The sequence below is a fragment of the Rhizobium sp. CB3060 genome (assembly GCF_025200735.1).
Classification (GTDB): domain Bacteria; phylum Pseudomonadota; class Alphaproteobacteria; order Rhizobiales; family Rhizobiaceae; genus Rhizobium.
Genome location: NZ_CP104159.1, coordinates 1,744,326 through 1,769,918, shown reverse-complemented (window position 1 = coordinate 1,769,918; position 25,593 = coordinate 1,744,326). Strand labels below are relative to the sequence as shown.

Genomic DNA, 25,593 nt, shown 5'->3' with positions numbered 1-25,593 from the left:
GTATTGAGGTGTTGCACTGATCACAGCCGCGCGGTGAAGATGTAACCAACGCCCCGGATCGATTTGATCAATTTTGGATGTTTGGGGTCGTCCTCGATCTTTTTCCGTAATCTGACAATTTGTGCATCGATCGTGCGGTCGAAGGCTTCGAGATTTCTGCCGCGAGTGAGATCCATGAGAAGCTCCCGGCGAAGAACGCGGCCGGCATGGCGCACAAGAACGGCCAGCATGTCGAACTCGCCTGTCGTCAACTCGACTTCGCCACCGTCGGCGGCAAGAAGCTGGCGACGGTCGAAATTGAGCTGCCAACCATCGAAGCGAATGATCTCCTCCTGCCTCGCCTCCGCCGGCGTAGCCGCTGGCTGGCGTCTGCGAAGGATGGACTTCATGCGAGCATGCACTTCGCGCAAATGAAACGGCTTGGCGATATAGTCATCCGCACCCATTTCCAGACCGACAATCCGATCGACGACATCGTCGCGGCCCGTCAGCATGATGATCGGCACATCGGACTGCATGCGGATTTCTCTGGCAAGCAACAGACCATCTTCGCCTCCTGGCAGTATCAGGTCCAGCAGTATGATATCGAAGCTCGCCTGCTTCATCTGGAGACGCATTTCACCGCCGTCCGAGACGGCGGTGACCTGGTATCCCTCATCTTCGAAATAACGCGTCAACATCTGGCGGATTCTTGTGTCGTCGTCGACGATCAGAACATGTTCGCGCCGCGGTTGATCGGAAGCCATTCAAAATGCCCTGGGAAATGCGGGTGGTGCCTGTGACAATTCGCGAAGAAAATCATCCATGTTTAGCACGCGCAGCATCCGTGTGTCACTCGCTGACTGCGTCTATTCCTCAATGAAGAACAATTGCGATGGATCAAGATATTGCCGGCTGGAGTGTCGCCAACCGGCTTGCGCGCCGTTGCTACACTGTCTCGATTGCCCGTTCGACGCAGTACGCTCGACTGATCTTTGCGACCTCGTGGCGTGACCCAAAAATCACCGGAACCCGCTGATGCAGCGAGGTTGGTTCAATGTCGAGGATGGCGGTCTTTCCGGCAATGGCAGAGCCGCCTGCCGCTTCGACCAGAAAGCCAATTGGATTGGCTTCATAAAGTAGACGCAGACGGCCGCCGGAGGCTGGCTTGTTTCGATCGGCGGGATAGAGGAAGATTCCGCCGCGGTTGAAGATGCGATGGGTATCGGCGACCATCGAACCGATCCAGCGCATATTATAGCCGGGGGTTTCGATCGACCCGTCGACATATTCGGTAATGACGTCATCCCAAGACGGACGACGTGCAGCGTTGATCGCAAACTCCTTGGTTTCCGGGGCGATCTTGGCATCCGCGGTTGTCATCACATACACGCCGCGTTCGTCGAGCGTGAAGATCTGTACGCCATCTCCAATCGCAAGGACCAGATTGGTTTGCGGTCCGTACGCGGCATATCCTGCAGCGAGCTGACTGCGGCCATTTTTCAGGATCTCAGCCGGAGAGCTTGCCTCGATGATGGAAAAGATCGTTCCGACCGTTACGTTGACATCGAGGTTGGACGATCCATCGAGCGGGTCGAAGATCATCGCATATCCGCCATTGGGATGAATGAGCACTTCGGCGTCGAGTTCTTCCGATACCGCGAAAGCAACTGCCGGCGATTTACGGCATGCATCGAGCATGATCTCGTTGGAAAGTATATCGAGCGGCTTCTGCGTCTCGCCCTGGACGTTGATTGCGTCGGTTGCGCCCGTTAGACCTGATAATGACGAGCTTCTGAGCTTGTCCGAAATCTGCCGGGTAGCCTCGGCAATGTTGCGCAGGACGACGACCATGCCCTCGTTCAACAATGTTCCCCTATGACCATCGAGATAGGCTTCGAATGTCGTCATCAATGTCTTTCTCCTGCGGGATTGGTATCGGAATTCACACGATTCTCAGCGGGCACTCTCAGGCTTACGGACGCTCCAAAAGGCCTGCACGGATGTGCTAAGCCTTCGAGGACGTTCGAACGCTGACTTGAGATGCTCAACTCGTTACGGAAATGGTTTCAACTGAATAGCAGTGCGCCTACCAGGCAGTGCGAGCGGTGCTAAGCGCATACGAAAGGCACGACGAAACGTGTGCGGCGAGGGGATTGATCGTGATGACGCAATTTCCAGGAGAGAACAGTTTATGCGCGTTAAGGTGCTTCAGCAGCTCATCGACAGTGCGTTTGTCAGTAAGCGGAAATGAAATCGTCATTGCGCGTTTCCTACGACGGATAGAATGGCGTGAGGCAGTTAGAAGTGATTTTCTTCGCGCTGCAACAAAAAATTTTGAATGCACAAATTAAAATCGATTAGCTTTGTATGTTGATTTTTTAAAATCGATTTAAAGGCGTGCGATCGAATTTCGGTCTCGAGGCGCGCCCATGGCCCGTGCAGCAAACCTATGTCGTTCCCCATGTCCTTCATAGCTTCGCCACCTTGTACGCAAGGCACGCTAAAGCTTGATGATGGATCAATATCCCCACTGCCTGGAGCATAATCCGGCCGGAGTGAAACACGCTCAAGAACGATGGAGGTATGATGACCACTGCATCACCGATTATCTGTAACGGCACGCCGAAATCGGGCACGCATGCGCTTTTGCAGGCGGTCGAGGCCATCGGGTTTGAAAAATATGCGTTCGTGCGCGCCCTGCGTAAGGACCAGCCCTGTTATGCCCGTCGGATAAATTACAACGAGGAATCGATCTTCCTGTCGCCGCAGGCGAAGAGAAACTTCGACGATTACGTCAAGAATGCCCCCAAGATTCACGGATATAACGATGTCTCCAGGCTCCTGCATGGCGCTCCATCCCGTATCGTTGTCCATGGCCATGTGTGCTGGAACAAACGTGTGCTGCTCCGCGGTATGACGACAGTGACGATCATCCGCAATCCGCGCGACAATTTCCTGAGTTGGGTGCGCTGGTTTGGCCCCAATGCCTCCCGCGAATTCTTCTCGACCTATGCCTCGTTCATTTCCTGGCGAAAAGATAACCTGTTCATCTACGAACGCCTGTGGGAGCCGGATCATATCATTGCGCTAGGAAAGACTCTCGGCCGCGCCGTCACGTCGCATCAGGTGGAAGAGATCGTTCTCAAATCGCACGGCAAGTCGCTGACATGGACTAACAAACCCAGCGATCACCAGTCTGCCTGGAGCAGCGATCTGGCCAGTTTCTGGCGCGCGAATCGCGGCGAGCGGCTCGATGCCGCCTACGAACAGATCGCATCCGAATGGAACGCCAACCGCTTCCATTGAGGAAGTGTCTTTCGGCACTTAGTCCCGTTCTTCCTCAGCTTGTGTGGTGATCGAGGATCGCGGACCGACAGCCGCTCGCGTTCTGAGCAGTTCAGCTCAGCAACGTGGGCACCGCGAATATCAGCGTTGCGCGGGCGATCAGGGCCGATATTCTTCCCTGCCGCCCGGCATTCTTAGGTCATGAGCTGACGCGCAATGCTGCGGCATTCCTGCCCGAGGACTTGATGTCGATTGTGCTGGACCAAAGCCCGAAACTGCAGGTTCGTTTGGCCGTGAACCTCATCCTGCGGCATTTCGAGCTGCACCATACGAGTAGCCTTCATCTCCGCTGGATACGGACGTTCCCATCCATTTCGATGGGCCGGAGAACATCTCAAGTTCTCTTCCATTCTGATCGATCCATCGAGGCTGATTGCGCCGGACGATGAGAGACTGGATCGCTTTTCCAGTGCGGGTCCGAATGACACCCGATGGAAAGCAGCGCGTCAAATCCCTTCTACGCGGGCTAACTTTCTGCACATTCATTGATTTGCCGCCTCACTTGCCGACACGATCAGCGGCCAAAGGTCAAGCAACGGTTCCCCGCCTAATTCAAACCGAAACTCATCCGAGCGCGTGATGAGGCTGGTTTATTGACATGCGATCTACCCTCAGCTATCAATTCTTACATAAAGTAAGAATTGCATTGCCGGGGAGGATGGAATTGTGAGGCTTGCGAGGAGTCGGCAGGAGACGCGCGCTGCGGTCTTGAATTATATCTGGAGGAAAAAAGGTAGCTTCCGCACCGATATTGCCGACAAAACCGGGCTGACAGAAGCTAGCGTATCCCGCATTGTGTCCGAACTGCGCGCGGAGGGCGTGCTCACCGAAAAGCGGCAGCCCGCAGAATATCCGGGCGGGCCAAGCGCTATCCTTACATTAAGCAAGGATCGCTATCTCGGCGCGCTCGAGGTGTCGAGCAACCGGGTCCATGCTGGTATAGCCACCCTTGACGGAGATCTTGTCTTCTCGGAACGCTTCGATCTGAAGGACGGCGCCTCGGCGGGGGCGGTGTCTCAGGCTATCGCGGCGGCAGTCGGCGCCTTGGCCGACTCTGCCGAACGTTCCCGGCTGCAACTGGACTTCGTCGGTGTTTCCGTTCCCGGTTACGACGCGCGCCGGGCCATAAATCCCATCGTAATGCTCGATCCTTCCGAGACGCTTGCGCGGCTCAACGCAAGTTTTCTCAACGTGCCTGTCGAGATTGCCAATTCGATTGTCGCGCGAGCGATAAACCAACGGCTGACGCTCGGAACCAACGGTTCGAGCGACGACTACCTCTATGTGTTCGTCGGCCATGGCGTGGCGGCCGCCATTGTCAGCGAGTTCTGGGGCAATGGCGACGTCACGACCTGCGAGATCGGGCACATGGTCATGGACCCCAAGGGGCCGCAATGTCGCTGCGGTCACTTCGGATGTCTCGAGGCCTACTTGTCGACGAGCGCGATCGCGCCGCGGCTGAAGATCGACGAAGTGGAGCTCTTGGCGCTGGGTGACGCCTGGCCACAGAGGGTTCCCATCAGTGAGAAGACCAGCACGGATGTCCATTCCCGGCTTTTCAGGCTCGGCATGGCCATCGGCAACGCTCTCAACATGGTCGGAACACAACGCGTCTTCCTGGGAGGATGGCCCGCAAATCTCGGCGACGCCGGAAGGGCATCGATCTTGGCTGGCATTGATTGCTGTCTTCTTGGCGGTGCCGGTTCCATCGAGCTCAATTTCGTCCAATCCGAGCTCGGACAAGAGCCTGCGGCGGCGCTGTCGCTCGCCACATTCGGTTACCTGAAGCGCGGAGCCCAACCTACTCAGGAAGAAAATGTCCTGATGCACGCGCCCGAGGCGCAAGCCTGAAAGTTTAGTCTTACCTGTGGGAGGAACCACCATGAAATGCCTGAAACTGACCGGAGCGCTTCTGGCTCTGGCGATGACCCTTGCCTGCGGAACGGCGCTCGCCGCCGATGTCCTGCGCATCAAGCCGTCCGGCGACGTCAAAGCGCTCGATCCGCATCTCGGTTCGGACTCCATGGCGCGAAACTATGGCTACATGGTCTACGACACGCTGTTCGCCATGGATGCATCGCTCGCCATCAAGCCGCAGATGGTCGATACCTGGTCGAAATCCGACGACGGAAAGACCTATAAATTCACGCTTCGGGACGGTCTCAAGTTCAGCGACGGAACGCCGGTGACCTCCAAAGATGTCATTGCCTCCCTCAAGCGCTGGAGCGTGAACGACAGCCTCGGCCAGCAGCTCAACGCCAAGGGCGCCAGTTGGGCCGCTCAGGACGATCGCACCTTCACGCTCACCCTATCGGAAAGCTGGGGTCTCGTGCTCGATGCGTTGGGCAAGGCCGGGGCGCCCGTGCCCTTCATCATGCCCGCGCGCATTGCCGATGCCACGCCTCCGAACGAAGCGGTCAAGGATCATACTGGTTCTGGACCGTTCGTTTTCCTCGGCGATGAATGGGTTCCGGGTGCAAAGCTGGCATTCGCGAAGAACCCCTTCTACAAGCCGCGCAGCGAAGAGGCGAGCGGTCTCGCCGGCGGCAAAGTCGCCAAGGTCGACCGTATCGAATGGACGATTATCCCTGATCAGCAGACCGCACTCGATGCCCTGCGCAAGGGCGAGATAGATATCGACGAGGATCTGTCCGCCGATCTCATCCCGCTTGCCAAGGAAGCCGAAGGTGTAGCCGTGGCAAACCAGGACGATATCGGCGTCGCCCAGCAAATCCGCCTGAACACGATCCAGCCGCCGTTCAACAATCCTCTCCTGCGCAAGGCCTTGCTGACGGCGGTCAACGGCGACGATTTCCTTGCAGCGGTCATCACGGATCCCTCGCTCGGCAAATCGTGCCAATCCTTCTACTCTTGCTCCTCACCCTATGCCACCAAAGCCGGCTTCCCGACGCCGGACATCGAAAAGGCCCGCGCGCTGGTGGCGCAAAGCGGTTACGACGGCACGCCCGCCGTGCTTCTGGACGCGACCGAAAACGCCAACATCCATGCCTTCGTCACCGTCACCGATCAGCTCCTGAAGGACATCGGCATCAAAACGCGCGTCGACGCCATGGATTGGGCGACCGTAACCAGCCGCCGGCAGAGCAAGGAACCGGTCGACAAGGGCGGTTGGTCGATCTTCATTTCCGGCCCGGGTGGTCTCGACTTCTTGGAGCCTGTGGGGCACCTGGGTCTGCGCTCGAACTGCGAGAAGGCCTGGTTCGGCTGGCCCTGCGATGAGCAGATCGAAACCATGCGCACCCAGTTTGCGGGCCTGACCGACCTGGCGCAACGCAAGGCGCTGGCCGAGAAGATCCAGCTCCGCGCTGTCGAGACCGTGCCCTACGTTCCGATCGGCACGCAATACCAGATCCGCGCCTATCGCAGCAACCTGACCGGCATCCTGACGCCGCCGGCTCCGGTCTATTGGAATATCGCACGCAAGTAGTCCGAAGCGGCGGGTGCCCAAACGGGCGCCCGCCGATCGCGGGGACGATTATCGCGTCTGGCTGCGGCCGATTGCGATGTGCGGTGAACAGGACCGATGCAAAACCGGTTCCCCGTCATGGCTGTGAGGAAAGTCAATGTTCAGTTTTGCCATCAAGCGCGTGCTGTCGACCATACCGGTCATGCTGTTCGTCGCCTTCTTCGTCTTCAGCCTGCTTTACCTGGCGCCGGGCGATCCTGCCGCGTTGATTGCCGGCGACCAGGCATCGCCAGCAGAGATCGCGCGTATCCGCGACAGTCTCGGGCTGGACGAACCGATGCTGTGGCGGTTTTTGGAATGGATCGGGCATGTTCTTAGGGGAAACCTGGGAGTCTCGATCTTCTCGCAACTGCCCGTCTCGACGCTCATTGCTCAGCGGTTGGAACCGACCTTGTCGCTGATGGGGCTCACGCTCATCATCTCGGTCACGATCGCGGTGCCGCTCGGCGTGCTTGCGGCGGCATGGCAGGGGACTTGGGTCGATCGCCTGGTCATGGCCATTGCTGTGTTCGGCTTTTCCGTGCCGGTTTTTGTCATCGGCTATCTGCTGAGCTATGTCTTTGCGATCCGCCTCGATCTGCTGCCAGTGCAGGGCTATTCGCCCCTTGCCGACGGCGTCCTGTCTTTCCTTCGAAATCTTATCCTGCCGGCGATGGCGCTGTCCTGCGTCTATATCGCCCTGATCGCGCGCATCACGCGGACGTCGATGATCGATGTGCTCTCGCAGGACTATATCCGCACGGCGCGCGCCAAGGGTCTTGGCGCCGCCCCGGTCCTCTTCCTGCACGCCCTCAAGAATGCGTCTGTGCCCGTCGTAACCGTAATCGGTCTCGGCATTGCCATGCTGATCGGCGGGGCCGTGGTGACCGAGACAGTCTTCGCCATCCCTGGGGTCGGTCGCTTGGTGGTCGATGCGATCCTGCGGCGCGACTATCCGGTCATCCAAGGCGTCGTGCTGCTGTTCAGCATGGGCTACGTGCTGATCAATCTCGGGATCGATCTTCTCTACACGCTGCTTGATCCGAGGGTGCGCTACTGATGAGCACGAATATCCAACACACCGAGCATCTGCCGGATCTATTTCCGACGCCGAAGCAATATGGGCGCTGGCGCACGCTGCTGCACAAGCATCCGACGATCGTCATCGGCGGCGGGCTCCTTCTGCTTCTTGTCGCCATCGCTGTCCTGGCGCCGCTGCTCGGAACCATCGATCCCGGATTTGTCTCACCGATCAAGCGCAACCGCGAGCCGTCGCTGATCTACTGGTTCGGTACCGACACGCTGGGCCGCGATCTCTATTCCCGCGTTCTCTACGGAGCGAGAGTCTCGTTGCTGGTCGGATTCTGCGTTGCCATTTGCGCATCATTCCTTGGGCTTGCGACCGGTCTTGTTGCCGGCGCTTATCGGCAGCTCGATTCCGTTCTGATGCGGATCATGGACGGACTGATGTCGATCCCGCCCATCCTGCTCGCCATCGCACTGATGGCGGCGCTCGGCGGTTCGGTCGTCAACGTCGTCATCGCGATCACGATTGCGGAATTTCCGCGTATGAGTCGGCTGGTGCGCGGCCTGGTGCTTTCCATACGCGAACAGCCTTTTGTCGATGGCGCAATTGCGTCGGGCTGTTCGATGCCGCGGATCGTCCTCTGGCACATTCTTCCCAACACGCTCGGACCGGTCATGGTTCAGGCCACCTATATCTGCTCTGCCGCCATGATCACGGAGGCGGCCCTGTCCTTCATCGGCGCCGGCACGCCGCCTTCGGTTCCGAGCTGGGGCGGCATCATGAACGAAGGCCGGATGCTCTGGCAGCTCAAGCCCTACATCATTTTGTTTCCGGCGGCATTTCTGTCGATCACGGTGCTCGCGGTGAACCTGCTCGGTGACGGCCTTCGCGATGCTCTCGATCCGCGTGCGGCCAATAGGACGTGACCATGGATAGTCAAACGCCAATTCTCGAAGTTCGAAATCTCAGAACGCATTTTCGCGGCGATGACGGCGGCGCTGTTCGAGCCGTCGAAGACGTCTCCTTTTCGCTTAATTCCGGCGAGACCCTGGCGATCGTCGGGGAATCCGGATCGGGCAAATCGGTGACGTCGCTCTCCATCATGCGGCTGCTTCCCGCCCGAAACGCCAGAAATGCCGGCCATATCGATTTCATGGGCCGCGACCTGCTGTCGCTCGATGAAAAGGAGATGCGCCGCATACGCGGCAACGATATCGGCATGATCTTTCAGGAGCCGATGACCTCGCTCAATCCGGTACTGACGATCGGCCGGCAGATCACGGAAACGCTCATCCTGCACCAGGGCCTGTCAAAACGGGCGGCGCGGGAACGTGCTGTCGAAATGTTGAAACTGGTGGATATTCCGGCGCCTGAACGCCGGATCGACGAATATCCGCACCAGCTTTCCGGCGGCATGCGCCAGCGCGTGATGATCGCCATGGCCCTCGCATGCCAGCCTGGCCTTCTGATCGCCGACGAACCGACAACGGCGCTGGACGTGACGATCCAGGCTCAGGTTCTCGATCTGATGCGCGGGCTGCAGAAGAAGACAGGAACGGCCATCATTCTGATCACCCACGATCTCGGCGTGGTAGCGGAAATGGCCGACCGGATCATCGTTATGTATGCGGGACGAACCGTCGAAGAGGCGGCTACTTCCGAGTTGTTCCAGAACCCGCTGCATCCCTATACGCAAGGGCTCCTCGCCACCATACCGCAATTGGGTTCGTCGCTTCGTGACGACGCCCCGCAGCGCCTGCAGGAGATACCCGGCCAGGTGCCGAGCCTGCGCAAGCGTCTCGCCGGCTGCGCCTTTGCCGAGCGTTGTCCGCTGGCTGCGGAGCACTGTCGAACGGAGGTGCCGGTGTTCGAGGCCAAACGGCCGGCCCATAAGGTGGCGTGTCACAAGGTAAAAGGAGGAAACTGGACATGACCGGCGGACCGCCTCTTCTGGAACTGCGCTCGCTGCGTAAGCATTATCCGATCGCGCCCAATTTTTGGGGCCGGCCTACCTCGACCGTCCATGCCATGGACGATGTCAGCCTGATGCTTAGGGCCGGCGAAACACTCTCTGTCGTCGGTGAGAGCGGGTGCGGCAAATCCACGCTCGGCAAGACCGTGGTGCGGCTGCATGAGCCGACGAGCGGTGAGATCCTGCTGAACGGGGAAAGGGTCGATGCGATTTCCGGCCAGGCTCTGAAAACATTCCGCTCGAAGGTGCAGATCATCTTTCAGGACCCGTTTTCAAGCCTGAACCCGCGCCATACCGTCGGGGCGACACTTGCCGAACCGATCATGAATTTCGCGGTCGCGACAACCAAGGCGGAGATCGACGAACGGATTGCCACGTTGCTGGATATGGTCGGCTTGCCCAAGGATGCCGCGCAGCGCTATCCGCACCAGTTCTCGGGCGGGCAACGTCAGCGTATCGCCATCGCCCGCGCTCTCGCCGCAAACCCTCAACTGATCGTCTGCGATGAAGCGGTCTCCGCGCTCGACGTGTCGGTGAAGGCGCAGATCGTCAACTTGCTCCAGGATATCCAGCGCAAGACCGGGCTGTCGCTGCTTTTCATCAGTCACGATCTCGCCATCGTGGAGCATCTGACGCATCGGGTTGCCGTGATGTACCTGGGCAAGGTGGTGGAAGAAGGGGAGCGCAAGGCGATCTTCGGTTCTCCGCAGCATCCCTACACCCAAGCCCTCCTGTCGGCCGTTCCAGTCGTCGCCGCTGCGGACAAACGACAGCGCATCTTACTGCGCGGCGACATTCCAAGCCCGGTCAAGCCGCCCTCGGGATGCCGTTTCCACACCCGCTGCCCCTTTGCGACGGAGCGTTGCAGCAGCGAGGTCCCCGAACTCCGGTCGGTCGGAAGGGATCACCGGGTCGCCTGTCATTTCGATTTTCCAGCGAGCCCGGCAAGCCAGCATGCCACAGTCTGATCTTCATACTTCCACTGCGAGCGACGCAGCAGATATCGCGTTGCCCCAAGGCAAGCTGCGGGGGCGCACCGATGGGCACGTCAATCGATTTTTGGCAATACCCTATGCGTCGCCTCCGATTGGAGCCCGTCGCTGGCGTCCGCCGGAGGCACCGGAGCACTGGGACGGTATACGTGATGCCGCCGCATTCGCGCCAGTGGCGCCGCAATCCCGGGATAAGGGTTTCTTTCCAGGTGATCCGGCCGCCATGCCGGCGCGGCCCATGGACGAGGATTGCCTATACCTCAACGTTTTCGCGCCAAGTGGACCCGGCCCGTTCCCGGTTCTCGTCTGGCTGCACGGCGGGTCGCAGCTCATCGGCGGAACCTCCCGGCCGATCTATGACGGCACGAGCTTCGCACGCAACGGCATCGTCTGCGTCACTGTAGGTCACCGATTGGGCCTGCTGGGCCTGCTGGACGCGGAATCCCTATTCGGCGGAGATTATGCCGATACCGTCAATCCCATGCTGCGGGATCAGTTGGCAGCCCTGCGCTGGGTGCAGTCCAATATCGCATTCTTCGGCGGCGATCCTCAGCACGTGACGCTCGGCGGAGAATCTGCCGGTGCGAAAAACGTCTGCGTGCTGACCGCTACGCCAGCCGCGAAGGGGCTGTTTCATGCGGCGATCTCGATGTCGGGGGGCGCAGATACCGTGTTTACCCGTGAGGAAGCCGCCAGCTTTGTCAAGGAAATGGCGCACACGGACAGTCCATGGATCGATGCTCCCGGGGAGAGAATTCTGACGATGCAGGAGGCGGTGCTGGCGCAAGCTGCGAGGCGTTTTCCGCTGAGGCCGGTTTATGGCAATTCGCTTCTTCCCTCGGCTCCTATCGAGGCGGTCGAAGGCGGACAGGCGATATCCGTCCCAATGCTGTTGGGAACTTGCCGGGACGAGTGCTATCCGATGGTTGCGGATCAGGAGCCCAACCAGCCATGGGCGGGTAGCATGCTTGCCCATCTTTCCAAGGAGCGGATGGCAAAGATAGATGCGGATCTCGCGCGGCTTATGCCGAGTCTCGACTGGCGTCGAAGACGGTTGGTTCTGCTGACGGCTGAAGAATATGAATTGCCTTCGTTGCGCCTGGCGCGGCGTCGCGCCGCGCGCGGCGCACCAACCTGGGTCTATCGATATGAGCGCCCTGATCGTCAAGGCCCCTTCGCCGGTTATGTCCCGCATCTCTCCGACCTGGCGGCCGCCTGGGGCATCCCGACAGAAGCGGACGGGGATTTCCATCGGATCGTCTGCGACTTCATTACGAAGCATGAAGTTCCCTGGGAGGCCTTCAACGAGCGCAATTGTCTCGCTTTCATCGGCGATGGAATAGAATGCGATAGCCACCCGGATCGCGTCATCCACGCTCTGTTCGAAGATTGGAACTGAAGCCGGCTCACTGCGGAGCCATTTAATGGCAAAGCATGGTCAGACAGGAGAAACAGATGAATTCGACATCTCTGCTCGGTGATTTGTTTGCGGCAATTGCCGATCGCGGCCGGCGCTTGTTGTCCCTTGGCGGCTATGACGAGCAAGCCGATCCAATGGCAGCTCTCGGCGATCTCTGCGATATCCTGCTTTCAGGCAGGGGCGAAGCCTCCGGCATGGCACTGGCGAGAGACATACTCGATCGCTGGCGCGCTCTGGATGAGCCGTCAAGGCTTGCCTTCTCCCTGCTGCTTCTGTCGCGCTTCGGCCCCGATGCCGATCGGCTTGATCGCGCCATCGAGGCCTACCGGTCGAACCCCAGCGCCCAATCGGTCGTCGAACTGAACGCAGCTTCCGAGCCGCGAAGGCAGGAGCTGATACGGCGGCTCAATCTCTCGCCGGATGGCACCGCGACGCTGGTCGACATGCGCCGGCAACTGCTGGCCCAGAAGGTGCAATATCCTGAGCTGGAGGCGCTGGACGCAGATTTCGCGCATTTGCTCGGCTCATGGTTCAATCGCGGGTTTCTGGAACTTCGCGCCATCAACTGGTCGACGCCGGCCGATATCCTTGAGAAGATCATCCGCTATGAGGCCGTTCATGAAATTCGGGGATGGGATGATCTGCGCCGGCGGCTTGCGCCCACGGACCGGCGTTGCTTCGCCTTCTTCCATCCGCGCCTGCCCGATGAGCCGCTGATCTTCGTCGAGGTTGCGCTGACGCGCGCCATTCCGAACGCAATTGATGATCTCCTGCGCGAGGATCGTCTCCATATCCCGGCCGCGGAGGCGACGACGGCGGTGTTTTATTCGATCTCGAATTGCCAGGAAGGCCTTCGCGGCATCTCCTTCGGCAATTTCCTGATCAAACAGGTGGTGGAGGATCTCCGCCATGAGTTTCCGAAGCTCGATACCTTCGTCACCCTCTCTCCCGTTCCAGGCTTTGCCGCATGGCTGGACGCCGAACGGCGGTCCGACCGGCTCGCGGTCCTCGACGCTGGCGATCGCGCTGCCCTCACCGCGCTCGATACGCTCGGTGAGGGGGATCGCTTAGAGCTTCTGAAGACGCTGCAGCCGATCCTCGGTCGGGCCGCCGCATTCTATTTCCTCAGGGCCCGCGATCGGAGCGGGCGGGTCATCGATCCTGTTGCACGCTTTCATCTTGGCAACGGCGCCCGGCTGGAACGGATCAATTTTCTGGCGGACCGCTCTCCCCAGGCCCTCAAGCGCGGGCTGGGACTGATGGTGAACTATTTTTACAAACAGGACGATATCGAAGCGAACCACGAGAATTTCGTCAATCTGGGCGAGGTTGCCGCAAATCCGGCCGTCAAGCGCCTGCTGACGGCGGAACCCACCCGCCGTCCTATCTTTCCGGCCGGCGAGCCCGCCCGTTCGCCCGCTCATGGCCAATCCCGTCCAAAGGAGACTTCCAAGTGACCAACCATCTTTTTGACGTCATTGCCAGGAATGCGAAGCCGGACGCAGCCTTCATCGAGACATCAGATGGGAAGGTCTGGCGCTACCGCGATGTGATCGAGCAGTCGGGGCGCCTCGCTGCAACCCTGGTGGCGATGGGCGTCAAGCCGGATGACCGGGTTGCCGTGCAGGTCGAAAAGAGCCCGGAGGCCTTGCTTCTTTATCTCGCCTGCCTCAGGGCCGGTGCCGTCTATCTTCCTCTCAACACCGCCTATACGTTTGCCGAGCTCGATTATTTCATTGGCGATGCCGAACCCCGGCTGGTCGTCGTGTCTCCGAAAACCCGGCAGGGCCTGGAACCCGTTGCTGCCCGATACGGCGCCCGTCTCGAAACGCTCGACGAGTCGGGAGGCGGATCGCTGATGGCGGCGCTGGCGGACGGTCCGGCCGAATTCATCGACGTTGCACGCGGCCCCGACGACCTCGCGGCGATCCTCTACACATCGGGCACGACTGGCCGCTCGAAGGGTGCGATGCTGACCCATGACAATCTTTTGTCGAATGCGGTGACGCTGCGCGATCACTGGCGTTTCGAGAGCGGCGACAGGCTGATCCATGCGCTGCCGATCTTCCATACCCATGGCCTCTTCGTCGCATCGAATGTCACCCTGCTTGCTGGTGCCTCGATGTATCTGCTGCCCAAATTCGACGCGGACGAGGTATTGCGGCTGATGCCCCGAGCGACGGTTCTGATGGGTGTCCCGACCTTCTATGTCCGGCTGGTGCAGCATCCCGGCCTGAACGCCGAGGTGACCTCGGAGATGCGGCTCTTTATCTCGGGCTCCGCGCCGTTGCTTGCCGAGACGCACAGGTTGTTTTCCGAAAGGACGGGCCATGCGATCCTCGAGCGCTACGGCATGACCGAGACCAACATGAACACCTCGAACCCCTATGACGGGGAGCGCGTGGCTGGCACCGTCGGCTTTCCTCTACCCGGCGTTTCCCTGCGCGTCACGCAGCCGGAAACGGGGGCGTCGCTGGCGGATGGCGACACGGGCATGATCGAAGTGAAGGGGCCGAACGTCTTCAAGGGCTACTGGCGCATGCCCGAAAAAACCAAAGCCGAGTTTCGCGACGACGGCTTCTTCATCACCGGCGATCTCGGCAAGATCGACGAGCGCGGCTATGTGCACATCGTCGGCCGGGGCAAGGATCTCGTCATCTCCGGTGGGTACAACATCTATCCGAAGGAGATCGAGAGCGAGATCGATCAGTTGCCCGGCATAGTCGAGAGCGCCGTCATCGGCGTGCCGCATCCCGATCTCGGAGAAGGCCTGACCGCAGTCGTCGTGCGAGAGCCGGGCGCGGCGATCGACGAGACGGCGGTGCTGGAAGGGCTGCGGGATCGTCTTGCACGATATAAGCAGCCCAAACGCATCATCATCGTCGATGAGCTGCCGCGCAACACCATGGGCAAAGTACAAAAGAACGTGCTGCGCGATGCTTACTCGGGACTTTTTCAAGCTTAAAGCCGGAGTTTTTGCCAGTGGCAGGGGGCACATTGACAGAGATTATCCAGATCACGCTAGAGCCGACATCACTCACAACTGGTGAAGTTGCTCAATGGATTACTGACAAAAAGCCGAATAATTTCTATCGACCCCTCAGTACCGATCGTCGTGGCCTGTTTTCATTCGGTGTCCATGGAACGGCCGATTTGGTCGGCTGGACCGTATCAAGTTCGGCGGATCGCGCCTTTTCCGTTACAGTCGAAAACGACGACTTCATGTTTTTTGTCGAACGTGAAACCTGTTACGAACTGGCAACGGGCGGGATACGTCACGCGATCACGCCCACGACCGGGTTACTGACGATGGCTGATCGATATTCCGGGGTCGGCATCCAAGCGGGCAGCATTGCAGAAGGATTTTGCATTACCCGAGCGTCGGTGCTGTCTGCATTTATCCGAACTTTCGACCGTCCGCTGCCCAGCGACTTCGAATTCGCACCCATGCAGGATCTGACCACCGGACCAGCACAACATCTTTTCAAACTAATGCGCATCTTCAGAGACGAGGTTTGCGCCAATCGAAATATCGGCGCTTCCCCAATCGCTCTTGCAAGCTTTCAGGAGGTGTTTGGTCTGCTGATGGTGCAGAATTTGCGCCACACATCTTCTCATGTCAGGTCGCCAGTACAGACAATTGCTCCACGGCAGGTTCGACGAGCCCTGGAGTTTGCCAAAGCGCATATCGCTATGCCCATCACGATATCGGATATGGCAGAAGCGGCAGGTGTCAGCGTTCGCACGCTGCAGTTTAATTTTCACCGCTTCTTGAACAAGTCACCGATGACCTATTTGAGGCAGTTGCGTCTCGATGGTGCGCGTCATGACCTGTTGACTACCGTCCCATCCTCGACCGTCAACGAAATTGCACTCCGTTGGGGCTTTACGCACCGCGGTCGTTTCTCTCAGGAATATCGTGCCGCTTTCGGCGTTCCGCCAAGTGCAGATCTGGGACGTAAATTCAGAGCCTGATCAAAAGTGCAGCTCTTTGTAAGGATGTGTTATCGAAACAGGGTGCGTTTGCAATGGCGGAAGCGCAGCGGTGAGCAACCAACTCCCACGGAAGGCCTTCCTGAAAGTCGACGCCACGTTCATGTCATTGACTGCGAGTGAACACCCCGAGATTGACGAGTTGCACGCGTCTGTTGTTGGAAGCCTCGGTGTTGGATCCTTCGATCGGGAAAGCCTCGCCGACGCCGACGGCGTAAAGTCGTTGAGGGTCGACGGCGAATGTGGTTGCCAATGCTTCCTTTATCGCGACGGCGCGTTGCTGACTGAGATCGAGATTGTGCTTTTCGTCCCCGGTCGAGCTCGCATGACCAATCACGAGGAACTTGTAGGCCCAAAGGTTCGGATGGTGCAGCGCATCCGCGATCATACCGAGTGTCCGGTAGGATTTCGGCTGGATGGCGACCGAGTCATTCTCGAAATTGATCTCGACGACCATCTGCGGAAGCTTGGCAATCTTGCTCCAGTTGGGCAGTGCCGACATCTCCTTGCCCGCGCCGGTGATGGCCTCCTGGCGCAACAGTTCGATGTCGATGGCCGGGGCGTTCGCCTTGAGTTTACCCAGGCCCGAAATGATCCGTTGTTGGGACACCTGCTGGGCGAAGGCGAAGCTTGCCGGCAGGACGCCGATGGCAACGAGAACTGCGAATGTCTTAAAGGAACGCGGTAACATCGTCTTACCTCCACCCTGCATCGGTAATCGCCTGGTTGCACTTATCGCTCACCCGCTTTTGCCCTTTGTTGAGGCAGGCGAGTATATATCCGTCGCCCTTGACGCCTTTGCAGCGCATGGCGATGTCGCCTCTACAGACTTGGCTATAGGCGCTCTGCGCCTGCTCGCGTTGAGTGATCGATTGAACGACGCTGGCGACGGAGGTCTTGCAGCTTGGCGATATCTTTGCCTCGTTCTGCGCGAGGCAGTCGGCGATCCGTCCGCCGCCAAGGTTCAGGCCCTTGCAGAATTTGCCGATATCGGCGCCGCAATCGTCCGCAAGCTTCGTAACCGCATCCGCATAGCTGATGGTTTCCGCCTGCAGTAGCCCGCCATAAGAAACACAAGCAAGCATGACGGCCGCGAAAAGATTGCCTCTCCTCGACATTCTTCGCCCCCTCTGAGTTTGGCACGCCGGGGTCGGCGTACAGACGCCGCCAACCTGCCTGAAACCTCAGACGCCAGGAAGTATGTTACGGTATCGCTGATCGGGACACGTCTGCATTGAGGCGAGCGGCAGATTTGCACGCAGCACAGTCTCGTGATGTTCGGCTTACCAAATCGCTCGGCTGACCCGGGTGCTCGCCTTCGCGTGGCGAGAAAATGTGTAAAATACCGTAAAATACGGTTTTGATGATTTCTCTTCGTTTTTGGTCGGTAGAAGTGTCCCGTGTCGGATGAGGGCGCTAGCTGAGTTGCTACTAAGATCCGCAGCAGTGCGGGCCTGCCGCACTTGGTTGCCAATGCGGCTCATTGCGGCGAGTTGTCTGGCGGGCGCCTGCTTCGAAATGCGCGCCAGATCGACGGAGCAGCTATAAGGAACGTTATGAAAGCAGCCAGCATAACGAGCGCAATACCCGTCTGCAGGAGCTCGAAGCGCAGAGTGTCGCGGGATACGAAATGCCCCGCTACCATCCCGGCTACGGCCAGCGGAAGGCGAACGAAAATTGGCATCTCCATCGTCTGTTCCCCCCATAAGAACCGCCAATGCGGGCGTTCCGAGGAAGTATAACACGTAATCCGGGTCTTCCTCACTTGTGTGGCTCAGTTCCGGTTATGCGGAGCTTGCCCTGTGGTTCCTCGGCCCCGCTTTCGCAAGGGTGCGTGGTACCAGAGATTCAATCCCGTTGTTTTCAGCGAGTGGAGAGCGGAGGCGGTGGTGGTGGGGTGGTTGAGCCGGCGGCGAGTGAGCGCTGAACCATCACGGTATCGGCCCATCGGCCGTAACGATAGGCGACCGCCGGCAAAAGGCCGACGCGAGCAAAGCCGAACCGTTCATGCAGGGCGAGCGAGGCGGCGTTATCGGCGTCGATATAGCCGATCATCTGCCGGAAGCCGGCCGCAGCGCAGGCGTCGATCAACCCGCGCATGAGCAGGCTCCCGACACCCTGCCCGACATGGTCGTGATGCACATAGATCGAATGCTTGACGGTGTAACGATAGGCCGGGCGTTTGCGGAACAGCACCACGTAGGCATAGCCGACGACCTTCTCGCCCTCGAGCGCAACGACGTGCGGGAAGCGGCGGTCTTTCAAATTCTTGCGCCGTTCCCGCAGATCGTCCGGTTGCGGTGTATCGCTATCGTCCACCCCAACCTCGATGCCGCGGCGAATATGGCGGCGATAGATCGCCAACATGGCATCGACGTCGGTCTCCCGGGATGGGCGAATGACGATTATTTTCTCCTGCTTCATGACTGAACCTAAGCCTATTCCGCGACGACGTAGGTGTAGAGCCGGATGCGGCCGGATGCATCAATCTCGCGATAGACCCCCTGAATCTCCACCTCAAAGCCGGGGAAGGTGTTGAAGCAGGTTTCAAACATCTTGAGATAGTCGATCATGGGCTTTGCCTGCTCCGTCAAGCGCTCGCCCGGCACGATCGTCGCAATACCCGGAGGGTAGACGACGAAGGGTGTCGTCGCGATGCGGCCGGCTATGGCGTCGATCGGCAGATATTCCACATCGTTGCGAACCAGGCAGCGTGCCGCATCGTGGGGCGACATGGCTATCGGGGGTAGGTGGTCAGCGGAAAACTGCTTGGTCTGAAGCCCGCTGACATCGGCCTGGCGGAAGAAATTATGCATTTCTGCGCAGAGATCGCGCAGGCGCACGCCGGCATAGCGGCCCGGACGGCGTCGATAGAATTCCGGAATTACCTCCTCCAGCAGAGCATTGTCGTCATGGAGTTTCTTGAAGGCGACGAGGCCGCTGATCAAGGTGCCGGCCTTGCTGGCCTCCACGCCAGGAGTGAGCAGGAAGAGCAGCGAATTGAGGTCGTTCTTTTCCGCGACGATGCGGTTTTCGCGCAGATATTGCGCGACCACCGGCGCCGGTATGCCATGCTCGGTGTATTTTCCGCTCGCCCGGTCGAAGCCGGGGGTCAGCAGGGTGAGCTTGTTCGGATCGGTCATGGCAAAGCCCGGCTCCATTGCGGAAAAACCGTGCCACGCTGCGTCGGGCGTCAGATGCCAGAAGGCGGGATTGGTGGCGAGCTGGTCGGTAGAGACGCTTTCCCACGGCACTTCATGCACCGCGCCGTGGCTCGATACATCCGGGATCGCCACCCGATCCGGCACGAAGGGCTCGAAGAACCAGCGGCGCTCGGGACGATGCTCCTTCTCTTCGAATTCGCGTCGCACTGCGCGGATCTTCTTACGCAGCTCGATGCCGAGGCGGATCGTATCGTCCCACAGCACTTCGCCCGAGCGGCCCTTCATCATCTGCGCGCCCACGTCGAGCGAGGCAAACAGCGGATAGAAGGGCGAGGTCGAGGCGTGCTGCATGAAGCTTTCGTTGAAGCGACGGTGCTCCACGCGGCGCTTCTGGCCGGTAATATGCCGGTCCTTCATGTGGATCTGAGAGGCCTGCGAGAAGCTTGCGAGCTGCTTGTGGGTGGATTGCGTGGCGATGATGCCGGGCGCGTCCGGGCCAAGATCGGAAAGGCCCATGGCAAAGCGTCCGGCATAGAGCGGATGAAACTTCATGAAGCCCGCCCACGCCTCGTCGAAGAGGATGTAGTCGCACAAATGGCCGATGCGCTTGAGGATCATCTCGGCATTGTGAATGGTACCGTCATAGGTGCACTGTTCCACGACAGCAACGCGGAATGGGCGCGGCTTCTTGTAAGCCTCCGGGTCTTTCACCAGCGGGTGCGTGCGGATGCGCTCGCGCAGGGCGTCCTCGTCCATGACCGCGAAATCGATGGGACCGATCAAGCCATAGAGGTTGCGTATGGTCGGCATGTAAACCGGAATGCCGCCCGAGATCATCAAGGCGCCGTGATGGGCGGCCTTGTGGTTGTTGCGATCGAACAGCACGAGATCGCCATCGGTGACGAGTGCGGAGAGCGCGACCTTGTTGGACGTGGAGGTGCCGTTCAGGACGAAATAGGTCTTCTCGGCGCCGAAGATTTTGGCTGCTTCCTTTTGTGCAGCGAGCGCCGGTCCTTCGTGAGTCAGCAGGTCGCCGAGGTCGAGCACGGAATTGTCGAGATCGTCGCGAAACACCGCTTCGCCGAGATGCTCCATGAAGACCCGCCCGATCGGGCTGCGGCTGTAGAAGATGCCGCCATTGTGCCCGGGGCAGGTCCAAAGGTGATTGCCTTCCTCGGCATAATCGACCAGTGCACCGAAGAACGGCGTCTTCAGCGTCTCGGCATATTGCTTGAGCCGGCTGATGAGGCTCTTGGCGATGAAGGCGGGCGTTTCTTCCGATAGGAAGACATAGCCATCGATGAAATCGAGGACCTCTACCGGCACATCCTCGAAGCGCTTACGGCGGATCAGCAGGATGATGGGGAATTCCAGGCCGCGCCGGCGCATTAGGTTGATGAGGGAGGCCGTTTTGCCCTCGAGCCCCTTTTTGCCCCAGTCGACTAGCATGCAGCCGATGGCGGCGTCCGTCTGTACGGCGATCTCCGCATCTTCGAGGTTTCGTGCGCGCACCACCTCAAAGCCGGAGCCTTGGATCTCCTCGATGATCTGGTTGTAGCGGGCGCCCTCCAGGTCATCGCTGTCGAAAGCCGGCGTTGCGAACAGAAAGTTGAAACGTCTGAAATAATCCATTTGGGTACCCGCTCCTGATCTGGGACGAGATGTCGACGCATTTCATGACAAGGATGTGACAGGCTGTCGGATGTTCGAAACACTTGCACAGAATGGCATTTTTGCCATGCGTCTCTTCTCTTCCTGAATTTCTCCGTGCAAATCGATCGTCGGCGACTGTCCGATGCGATAAGCTCCTTTCGAGTGAACGGCCGCTTCTGAAACATAGTTCTGGCAACAAACCACCTGGCTAATGGTTCCGATTCCTTTCAAGGCGAGCAGATATCCTGTTGCATTTTCGGTCAGCCGCCGAGACTTTCATCGGCATATGCGTTTGCTGCTGGCTTTGTGATTGTCAGGAGCTTGGCTGGAAACCACATGCTGCCGGCAGGTGTAGCTTTGCCCGTGGCAGAGGGATTTTGGCTACAGACCCCGATATTTGAACAACCACCAGCCGTCCACGTGCTTCCTTCGTTGGCAGCAAAATCTTAAGCGTTGCGACAGCATGTCCGGACTCCAGCTTGACGACATTCCCCTGCGCAATTTACGGCTGGATAGCAATCTGCTTTGAAAGGTGTCGGGTCGATGTCGGCTGTACGTGCATTTGGAAGATTATCCGATGAGGCAGCGCGGCGCGAACTCGACCGCCTGGCCGCTCTCGATCGGCTGGACATATTAGACACGCCTAGAGACGAGGGGTTCGAACGGCTGGCTCGCCTCATCAAGCAGGTGTTCACAGTCGATATTGGCATCGTCTCGTTCATCGACGCCCACCGTCAGTGGTACAAGGCCTGTTTGGGATTGCCGGCAGACGAGGTGCCCAGGGAAGACACGTTCTGCCGCTACGTGGTGGACTGCGAACAGCCGATCGTCGTGCCCGATGCGAGCCGCGATCCCCGGTTTGCGTCCAATCCTGCCGTGACGGGAGAAGCGCATATCCGGTTTTACGCCGGCGTTCCTCTCAAGACCCGTGATGGTCATACCGTGGGAACCGTCTGCGCCATCGACCGTCAGCCGCGGTCATTTGGAAACAAGGATCTGGCGATCCTGGAGGAGATTGCGGGCGTCGCAATTGATCGCGCCGAGTTGCTGCAGTCGGCGGCCATCGACGTCCTAACGGGCGCGCTGACCCGTCGCGCTTTCAACGAGGAGGCCAGCCGTCTGCTTTCCCTTGCGGCTCGCCATCATCATGACGTGGCGTGTATCGTGCTCGATGTCGACCACTTCAAAAGGATCAACGACACCTATGGCCACGCGGCGGGCGACGAGGTGCTCAAGTCGGTGATCAAGACGTGCCGAGAGCAGCTCCGAGCGGACGATCTGCTTGGGCGTTTGGGTGGTGAAGAATTTGCAATTCTCCTTCCGCATATTGACCAGGCTGCTGCGTTTAAGGTGGCTGAAAAGCTTCGCAGCGCGCTGGATGCAGTTCCGGCCCAACTTGCAGAAAACACGGTGCCGGTTACCGCGAGTTTTGGCGTGACCGCGATGTCGATCATCACGAAGGACATCGATACGCTTCTCGCCCAAGCTGACGCTGCTATGTATCACGCCAAGCAGGCCGGTCGTAATCGCTGCGAATCATTCGCCGCTCGCTCCGGGTCGCACCAAAGTGCGCGGCGTCGGGTGCTTAAAGCCGGCGTAATCATTTTCAACGAAAGGCACTCGAGCTTCGATTGCACGATCCGTTCTCTCGGACCTGATGGTGCGAACCTCGTCGTGTCGACTGCTTTGGGCATCCCATCGGAGTTCGTGTTGAGCATCCCGGGAGAGGGATTCGAAACCACGTGCCGGATAGTCGCGCAAGACCGTCAGCATCTGGATGTGATGTTCCGGTAGGCTCACATCCAAACAACAAATACCTCGCTTTCCGACCGCGGCCTGCCGCTGATGACGGGATGTAATTCTGGCGCGGCGCGCTTTCAGAGGCCCTTTAGAAACCCAGTTCCGACGATGTTTGCCGTCAGCAGGCGAGGCCCTGGCGCTGGCAGCAAACCTTCTCCTGGCTGTTTGAGAGCCACGATGGCGATCGAAGGGTACAGTGCCCACCGATGATCGGCGCGAAGGTTTCTTAGCAAGGATTAAGTTTTATCTTGATCGATGGGTGGTGCAAAGCTTCATCCTCTTATAGTTTCACTTAAGGCAATGGAGGTTGCTGGAGGAGGATTCTATGAGTGAAAGAGCCCTGGGCTTTTTGTTGGCTGCAGAAATGTCTGCTCTTTTCTGGGCTGCAGTATTTGTCGTGGTGTTTTCAAACTCATAACTGTGGCATGCGATGCGTGCCAAATATCATCGGTAATAGCTCTGCGAGCGGCTGCATTCGGTAACTGCGCTCGGGATCGGAAAGCCGATGATCGCGCTTTGCGACAAGCTCTTGGATTTGCATGCAGACACAACAGTGTGGGTATGTGGAAGTAGCAAGCGTGTGCACCCAAACCGCCCCCGACATGGGCCCCCAAGACACACTCCCGCGCACATGTGAGATTTCCGCTCTCGGGTTCAGTCCGCCATAAAATCGCCCCCCAATGGACAGCAGATCACCCCGATATCATCACGGGATACCCTTCTCGAGGCCACATTGTGACTTGATCGTTGCTCGATCCCGCCCACAGCGAAAGCAAAGCAATGCAACATAATGCCGCTTTCGCCGCATGATCTGAGAGGAGCGAACATGCACACTCGTTATACCAAGACCCTATCGTTGACTGCTGCTGTTTTCAGCCTGACGTTGCTCGGCCAACCAGCGTTCTCGCAGGTGATGGCCCAGCAGCAGCCAGCGACTCAGCAACAGCCAGCGGCTCAAGGACAGACTGGTGACAATGGCGCAGCCGCAGCCGTCAGCGATCAAAAAATCGAAGCATTTGCGGTCGCCTATCTCCAGGTCGATAAAGTGAGGCAGGAATATTCGGCCAAGATAGGAGCAACGCCCGATGTAACGGCAAAGCAGAAACTGCAAACCGAAGCTAGCGAGCACATGGTTAAGGCTGTGGAAGGTTCCCCGGGCATTTCGCTAGAGGAATATAAGGCGATTTTGACAGCCGCTCAGAACGATCCGACACTCGCTAAGAGAGTTCAGGACAAGTTTCCGAAATCCGCTCCGGCGCAGCAGTAAGCTGAGTGGAGAACTGCACTGCGCACCTTAAGACAATGCGGTAGCGGCGAATAACCGTAGGCGATCCCCACTTTTGGTCAGGTGGAATGGACGATCACAATTGTTAGTTCTGCCGCGCCAGCTACCGTGACCGCGCGTGAAGCAAATATCCCCTAAACGTTGGTATAGCTACGGTTAGACCTCAGTCGCGTAGCCTTCGAAGTTGGGCACGAGTAAACCTCCGTCGAACAATGAAAAGCGTTACGGTCGGTGACATCGATGCCGACCATAATGCAACGGAGGTTCGAAGGTGGAGCGAGCCGTTCGCATTCACAAGTATGGTCCGGCCGAGGTGCTCAGTCTCGAACCGATCGAGGTTCCGCTGCCGGGGCCTGGCGAGGCGCTGATCCGCCACACGGCGATCGGGCTCAATTTCGTCGAGGTCTATTTTCGGCGCGGCACGTTCAAGGTGCCGGCGCTTCCGGCTACGCTCGGCAATGAAGGCGCAGGGATCGTCGAAGCCATCGGCCCCGGCGTTACTGGTGTACAAATCGGCGACCGTGTCGTCTATGCCGACGGCCCGCTCGGCGCCTATGCAACGGTCCGCCTCTACCCCGCCGATCAGCTTGTGCGCATTCCCGACGCGATCAGTGACAGACAGGCCGCGGCCTCTTTTTTGCGCGGCACAACGGCGCGCATGCTCTTGAAGGAGGTAGCGCCACTCAAAGCTGGCGATACGGTGCTTTTCCATGCCGCGGCCGGCGGAGTCGGCCTGTTATTCACGCAATGGGCGCGTTCGCTCGGCATTCGCGTTATCGGCACCGTGTCCCATGAGAGGAAGGCGGAAGCCGCACGACGCGCCGGCTGCATCGAGGTGATCAACTATGCCACGGAGGATTTCGTCGAGCGTGTCCGAGACATCACGTCCGGCGAGGGCGTCGCGGCCGTGTTCGACGCCGTTGGCCGCGACACCGCGCTCAAATCGCTGGCAACGCTGAAGCCGCGTGGCGTGCTGGCGCTTTTCGGCCAGGCATCCGGCAGCCCGCCTGACATCAATCCGTCCCTGCTGGCGCCGAAATCGCTATACGTCACCTGGCCGATTCGGCCTGTCTATATGGCGACGCCTGCACAGCGACAGACCAGCGCAACCGACCTGTTCGATGCGATCGGCGGCGGTATCCTTGGTGTCGGACCAAACCAGATCTTCGCTCTCGACGACATCGTTGCGGCCCATCGGGAACTCGAAAGCCGCAAGATCGTCGGCGCCGCCGTCATAACACCGTAAGCCGTTCGCGTCGCTGCGGTCCGCTACAGCCATCCAGGCGGACGCGGAGCCCGCCTTTGTAGGCGCGCTCAATGCCAGGGACAAACTAATCGCCGTCACGGACCAATTGCAGGCGGGAGCTGCAAAAGCGCCACCTGGCAAGGCAGCGGTGCCGGATGATCTTTTCCTGGATCACAGGCGCCATTAAAAGTTCTTCTGACCCCATCGTTCGGCCCATCGTGTACGGAAGAGATCAGCCGAACGCGGTC

20 protein-coding genes are annotated in these 25,593 nt (G+C 59.1%); 14 read left to right on the top strand and 6 right to left on the bottom strand.

The genetic code is table 11. The features are described 5' to 3' along the window. Positions 1–20: 20 nt before the first annotated feature. Both N2601_RS27420 and N2601_RS27415 read right to left on the bottom strand, forming a co-directional pair. Positions 21–746 (bottom strand): response regulator, encoded by a 726-nt coding sequence (locus N2601_RS27420; protein ID WP_104827529.1) that lies wholly within the window; start codon positions 744–746, stop codon positions 21–23. Between the two features lie 181 nt (positions 747–927). Beyond that, positions 928–1,890, bottom strand: a complete 963-nt coding sequence (locus N2601_RS27415) for a class 1 fructose-bisphosphatase (protein WP_104827528.1) — start codon at positions 1,888–1,890, stop codon at positions 928–930. 678 nt (positions 1,891–2,568) lie between these two features. Here N2601_RS27415 and N2601_RS27410 point away from each other — a divergent pair. The 11 genes from N2601_RS27410 to N2601_RS27360 all read left to right on the top strand — a co-directional run bounded on the left by N2601_RS27410 (position 2,569) and on the right by N2601_RS27360 (position 16,179). Beyond that, positions 2,569–3,288 carry a hypothetical protein gene (locus N2601_RS27410; RefSeq protein ID WP_104827527.1) on the top strand — a complete coding sequence of 240 codons (720 nt, stop codon included), beginning with the start codon at positions 2,569–2,571 and terminating at the stop codon, positions 3,286–3,288. 747 nt (positions 3,289–4,035) lie between these two features. Continuing rightward, complete coding sequence (locus tag N2601_RS27405; RefSeq protein WP_260304402.1) at positions 4,036–5,178, top strand: ROK family transcriptional regulator; 1,143 nt, start codon at positions 4,036–4,038, stop codon at positions 5,176–5,178. Positions 5,179–5,209: 31 nt separating this feature from the next. Further along, entirely contained in the window at positions 5,210–6,775 is a 1,566-nt protein-coding gene (locus tag N2601_RS27400) for an ABC transporter substrate-binding protein (RefSeq protein ID WP_104827525.1), read from the top strand. Positions 6,776–6,911: 136 nt separating this feature from the next. Continuing rightward, positions 6,912–7,853, top strand: coding sequence for an ABC transporter permease (locus N2601_RS27395; RefSeq protein WP_104827524.1), 942 nt, complete (start codon positions 6,912–6,914; stop codon positions 7,851–7,853). Beyond that, entirely contained in the window at positions 7,853–8,746 is an 894-nt protein-coding gene (locus N2601_RS27390) for an ABC transporter permease (RefSeq protein ID WP_104827523.1), read from the top strand. The genes N2601_RS27395 and N2601_RS27390 overlap by 1 nt, the downstream gene beginning before the upstream one ends. 2 nt (positions 8,747–8,748) lie before the next feature. Then, complete coding sequence (locus tag N2601_RS27385) at positions 8,749–9,753, top strand: ABC transporter ATP-binding protein (protein ID WP_104827522.1); 1,005 nt, start codon at positions 8,749–8,751, stop codon at positions 9,751–9,753. Beyond that, entirely contained in the window at positions 9,750–10,760 is a 1,011-nt protein-coding gene (locus N2601_RS27380) for an ABC transporter ATP-binding protein (protein WP_104827521.1), read from the top strand. The genes N2601_RS27385 and N2601_RS27380 overlap by 4 nt, the downstream gene beginning before the upstream one ends. Beyond that, positions 10,747–12,183 carry a carboxylesterase family protein gene (locus tag N2601_RS27375; protein WP_104827520.1) on the top strand — a complete coding sequence of 479 codons (1,437 nt, stop codon included), beginning with the start codon at positions 10,747–10,749 and terminating at the stop codon, positions 12,181–12,183. The genes N2601_RS27380 and N2601_RS27375 overlap by 14 nt, the downstream gene beginning before the upstream one ends. 56 nt (positions 12,184–12,239) lie before the next feature. Next, the gene (locus N2601_RS27370) at positions 12,240–13,661 is read left to right on the top strand and encodes a malonyl-CoA decarboxylase (RefSeq protein WP_104827519.1); all 1,422 of its coding nucleotides are present in this window, start codon (positions 12,240–12,242) and stop codon (positions 13,659–13,661) included. Beyond that, positions 13,658–15,169: a malonate--CoA ligase gene (locus tag N2601_RS27365; RefSeq protein WP_104827518.1), complete on the top strand. Its 1,512-nt coding sequence runs from the start codon at positions 13,658–13,660 to the stop codon at positions 15,167–15,169. The genes N2601_RS27370 and N2601_RS27365 overlap by 4 nt, the downstream gene beginning before the upstream one ends. Positions 15,170–15,201: 32 nt before the next feature. Beyond that, positions 15,202–16,179, top strand: coding sequence for a helix-turn-helix domain-containing protein (locus tag N2601_RS27360; protein WP_104827971.1), 978 nt, complete (start codon positions 15,202–15,204; stop codon positions 16,177–16,179). 124 nt (positions 16,180–16,303) lie between these two features. Here N2601_RS27360 and N2601_RS27355 read toward each other — a convergent pair whose 3' ends face one another. The 4 genes from N2601_RS27355 to N2601_RS27340 form a co-directional block, all read right to left on the bottom strand. Beyond that, on the bottom strand, positions 16,304–16,888 hold the full coding sequence (locus N2601_RS27355; protein ID WP_260304401.1) for an OmpA family protein: 585 nt from the start codon (positions 16,886–16,888) through the stop codon (positions 16,304–16,306). A gap of 4 nt (positions 16,889–16,892) precedes the next feature. After that, entirely contained in the window at positions 16,893–17,315 is a 423-nt protein-coding gene (locus tag N2601_RS27350) for a hypothetical protein (protein ID WP_104827516.1), read from the bottom strand. Positions 17,316–18,060: 745 nt separating this feature from the next. Then, positions 18,061–18,621, bottom strand: coding sequence for a GNAT family N-acetyltransferase (locus N2601_RS27345; RefSeq protein ID WP_104827514.1), 561 nt, complete (start codon positions 18,619–18,621; stop codon positions 18,061–18,063). Between the two features lie 14 nt (positions 18,622–18,635). After that, positions 18,636–20,993 (bottom strand): Orn/Lys/Arg family decarboxylase, encoded by a 2,358-nt coding sequence (locus N2601_RS27340; RefSeq protein ID WP_104827513.1) that lies wholly within the window; start codon positions 20,991–20,993, stop codon positions 18,636–18,638. 564 nt (positions 20,994–21,557) lie between these two features. On the opposite strand from N2601_RS27340, the gene N2601_RS27335 reads away from it, so the two are divergent. From N2601_RS27335 to N2601_RS27325, 3 genes are all read left to right on the top strand, one after another. After that, entirely contained in the window at positions 21,558–22,808 is a 1,251-nt protein-coding gene (locus N2601_RS27335; RefSeq protein ID WP_104827512.1) for a sensor domain-containing diguanylate cyclase, read from the top strand. 832 nt (positions 22,809–23,640) lie between these two features. Then, positions 23,641–24,081 carry a DUF4168 domain-containing protein gene (locus N2601_RS27330; protein WP_260304400.1) on the top strand — a complete coding sequence of 147 codons (441 nt, stop codon included), beginning with the start codon at positions 23,641–23,643 and terminating at the stop codon, positions 24,079–24,081. 289 nt (positions 24,082–24,370) lie between these two features. Next, complete coding sequence (locus N2601_RS27325) at positions 24,371–25,345, top strand: quinone oxidoreductase family protein (protein ID WP_104827510.1); 975 nt, start codon at positions 24,371–24,373, stop codon at positions 25,343–25,345. Positions 25,346–25,593 lie beyond the last annotated feature (248 nt).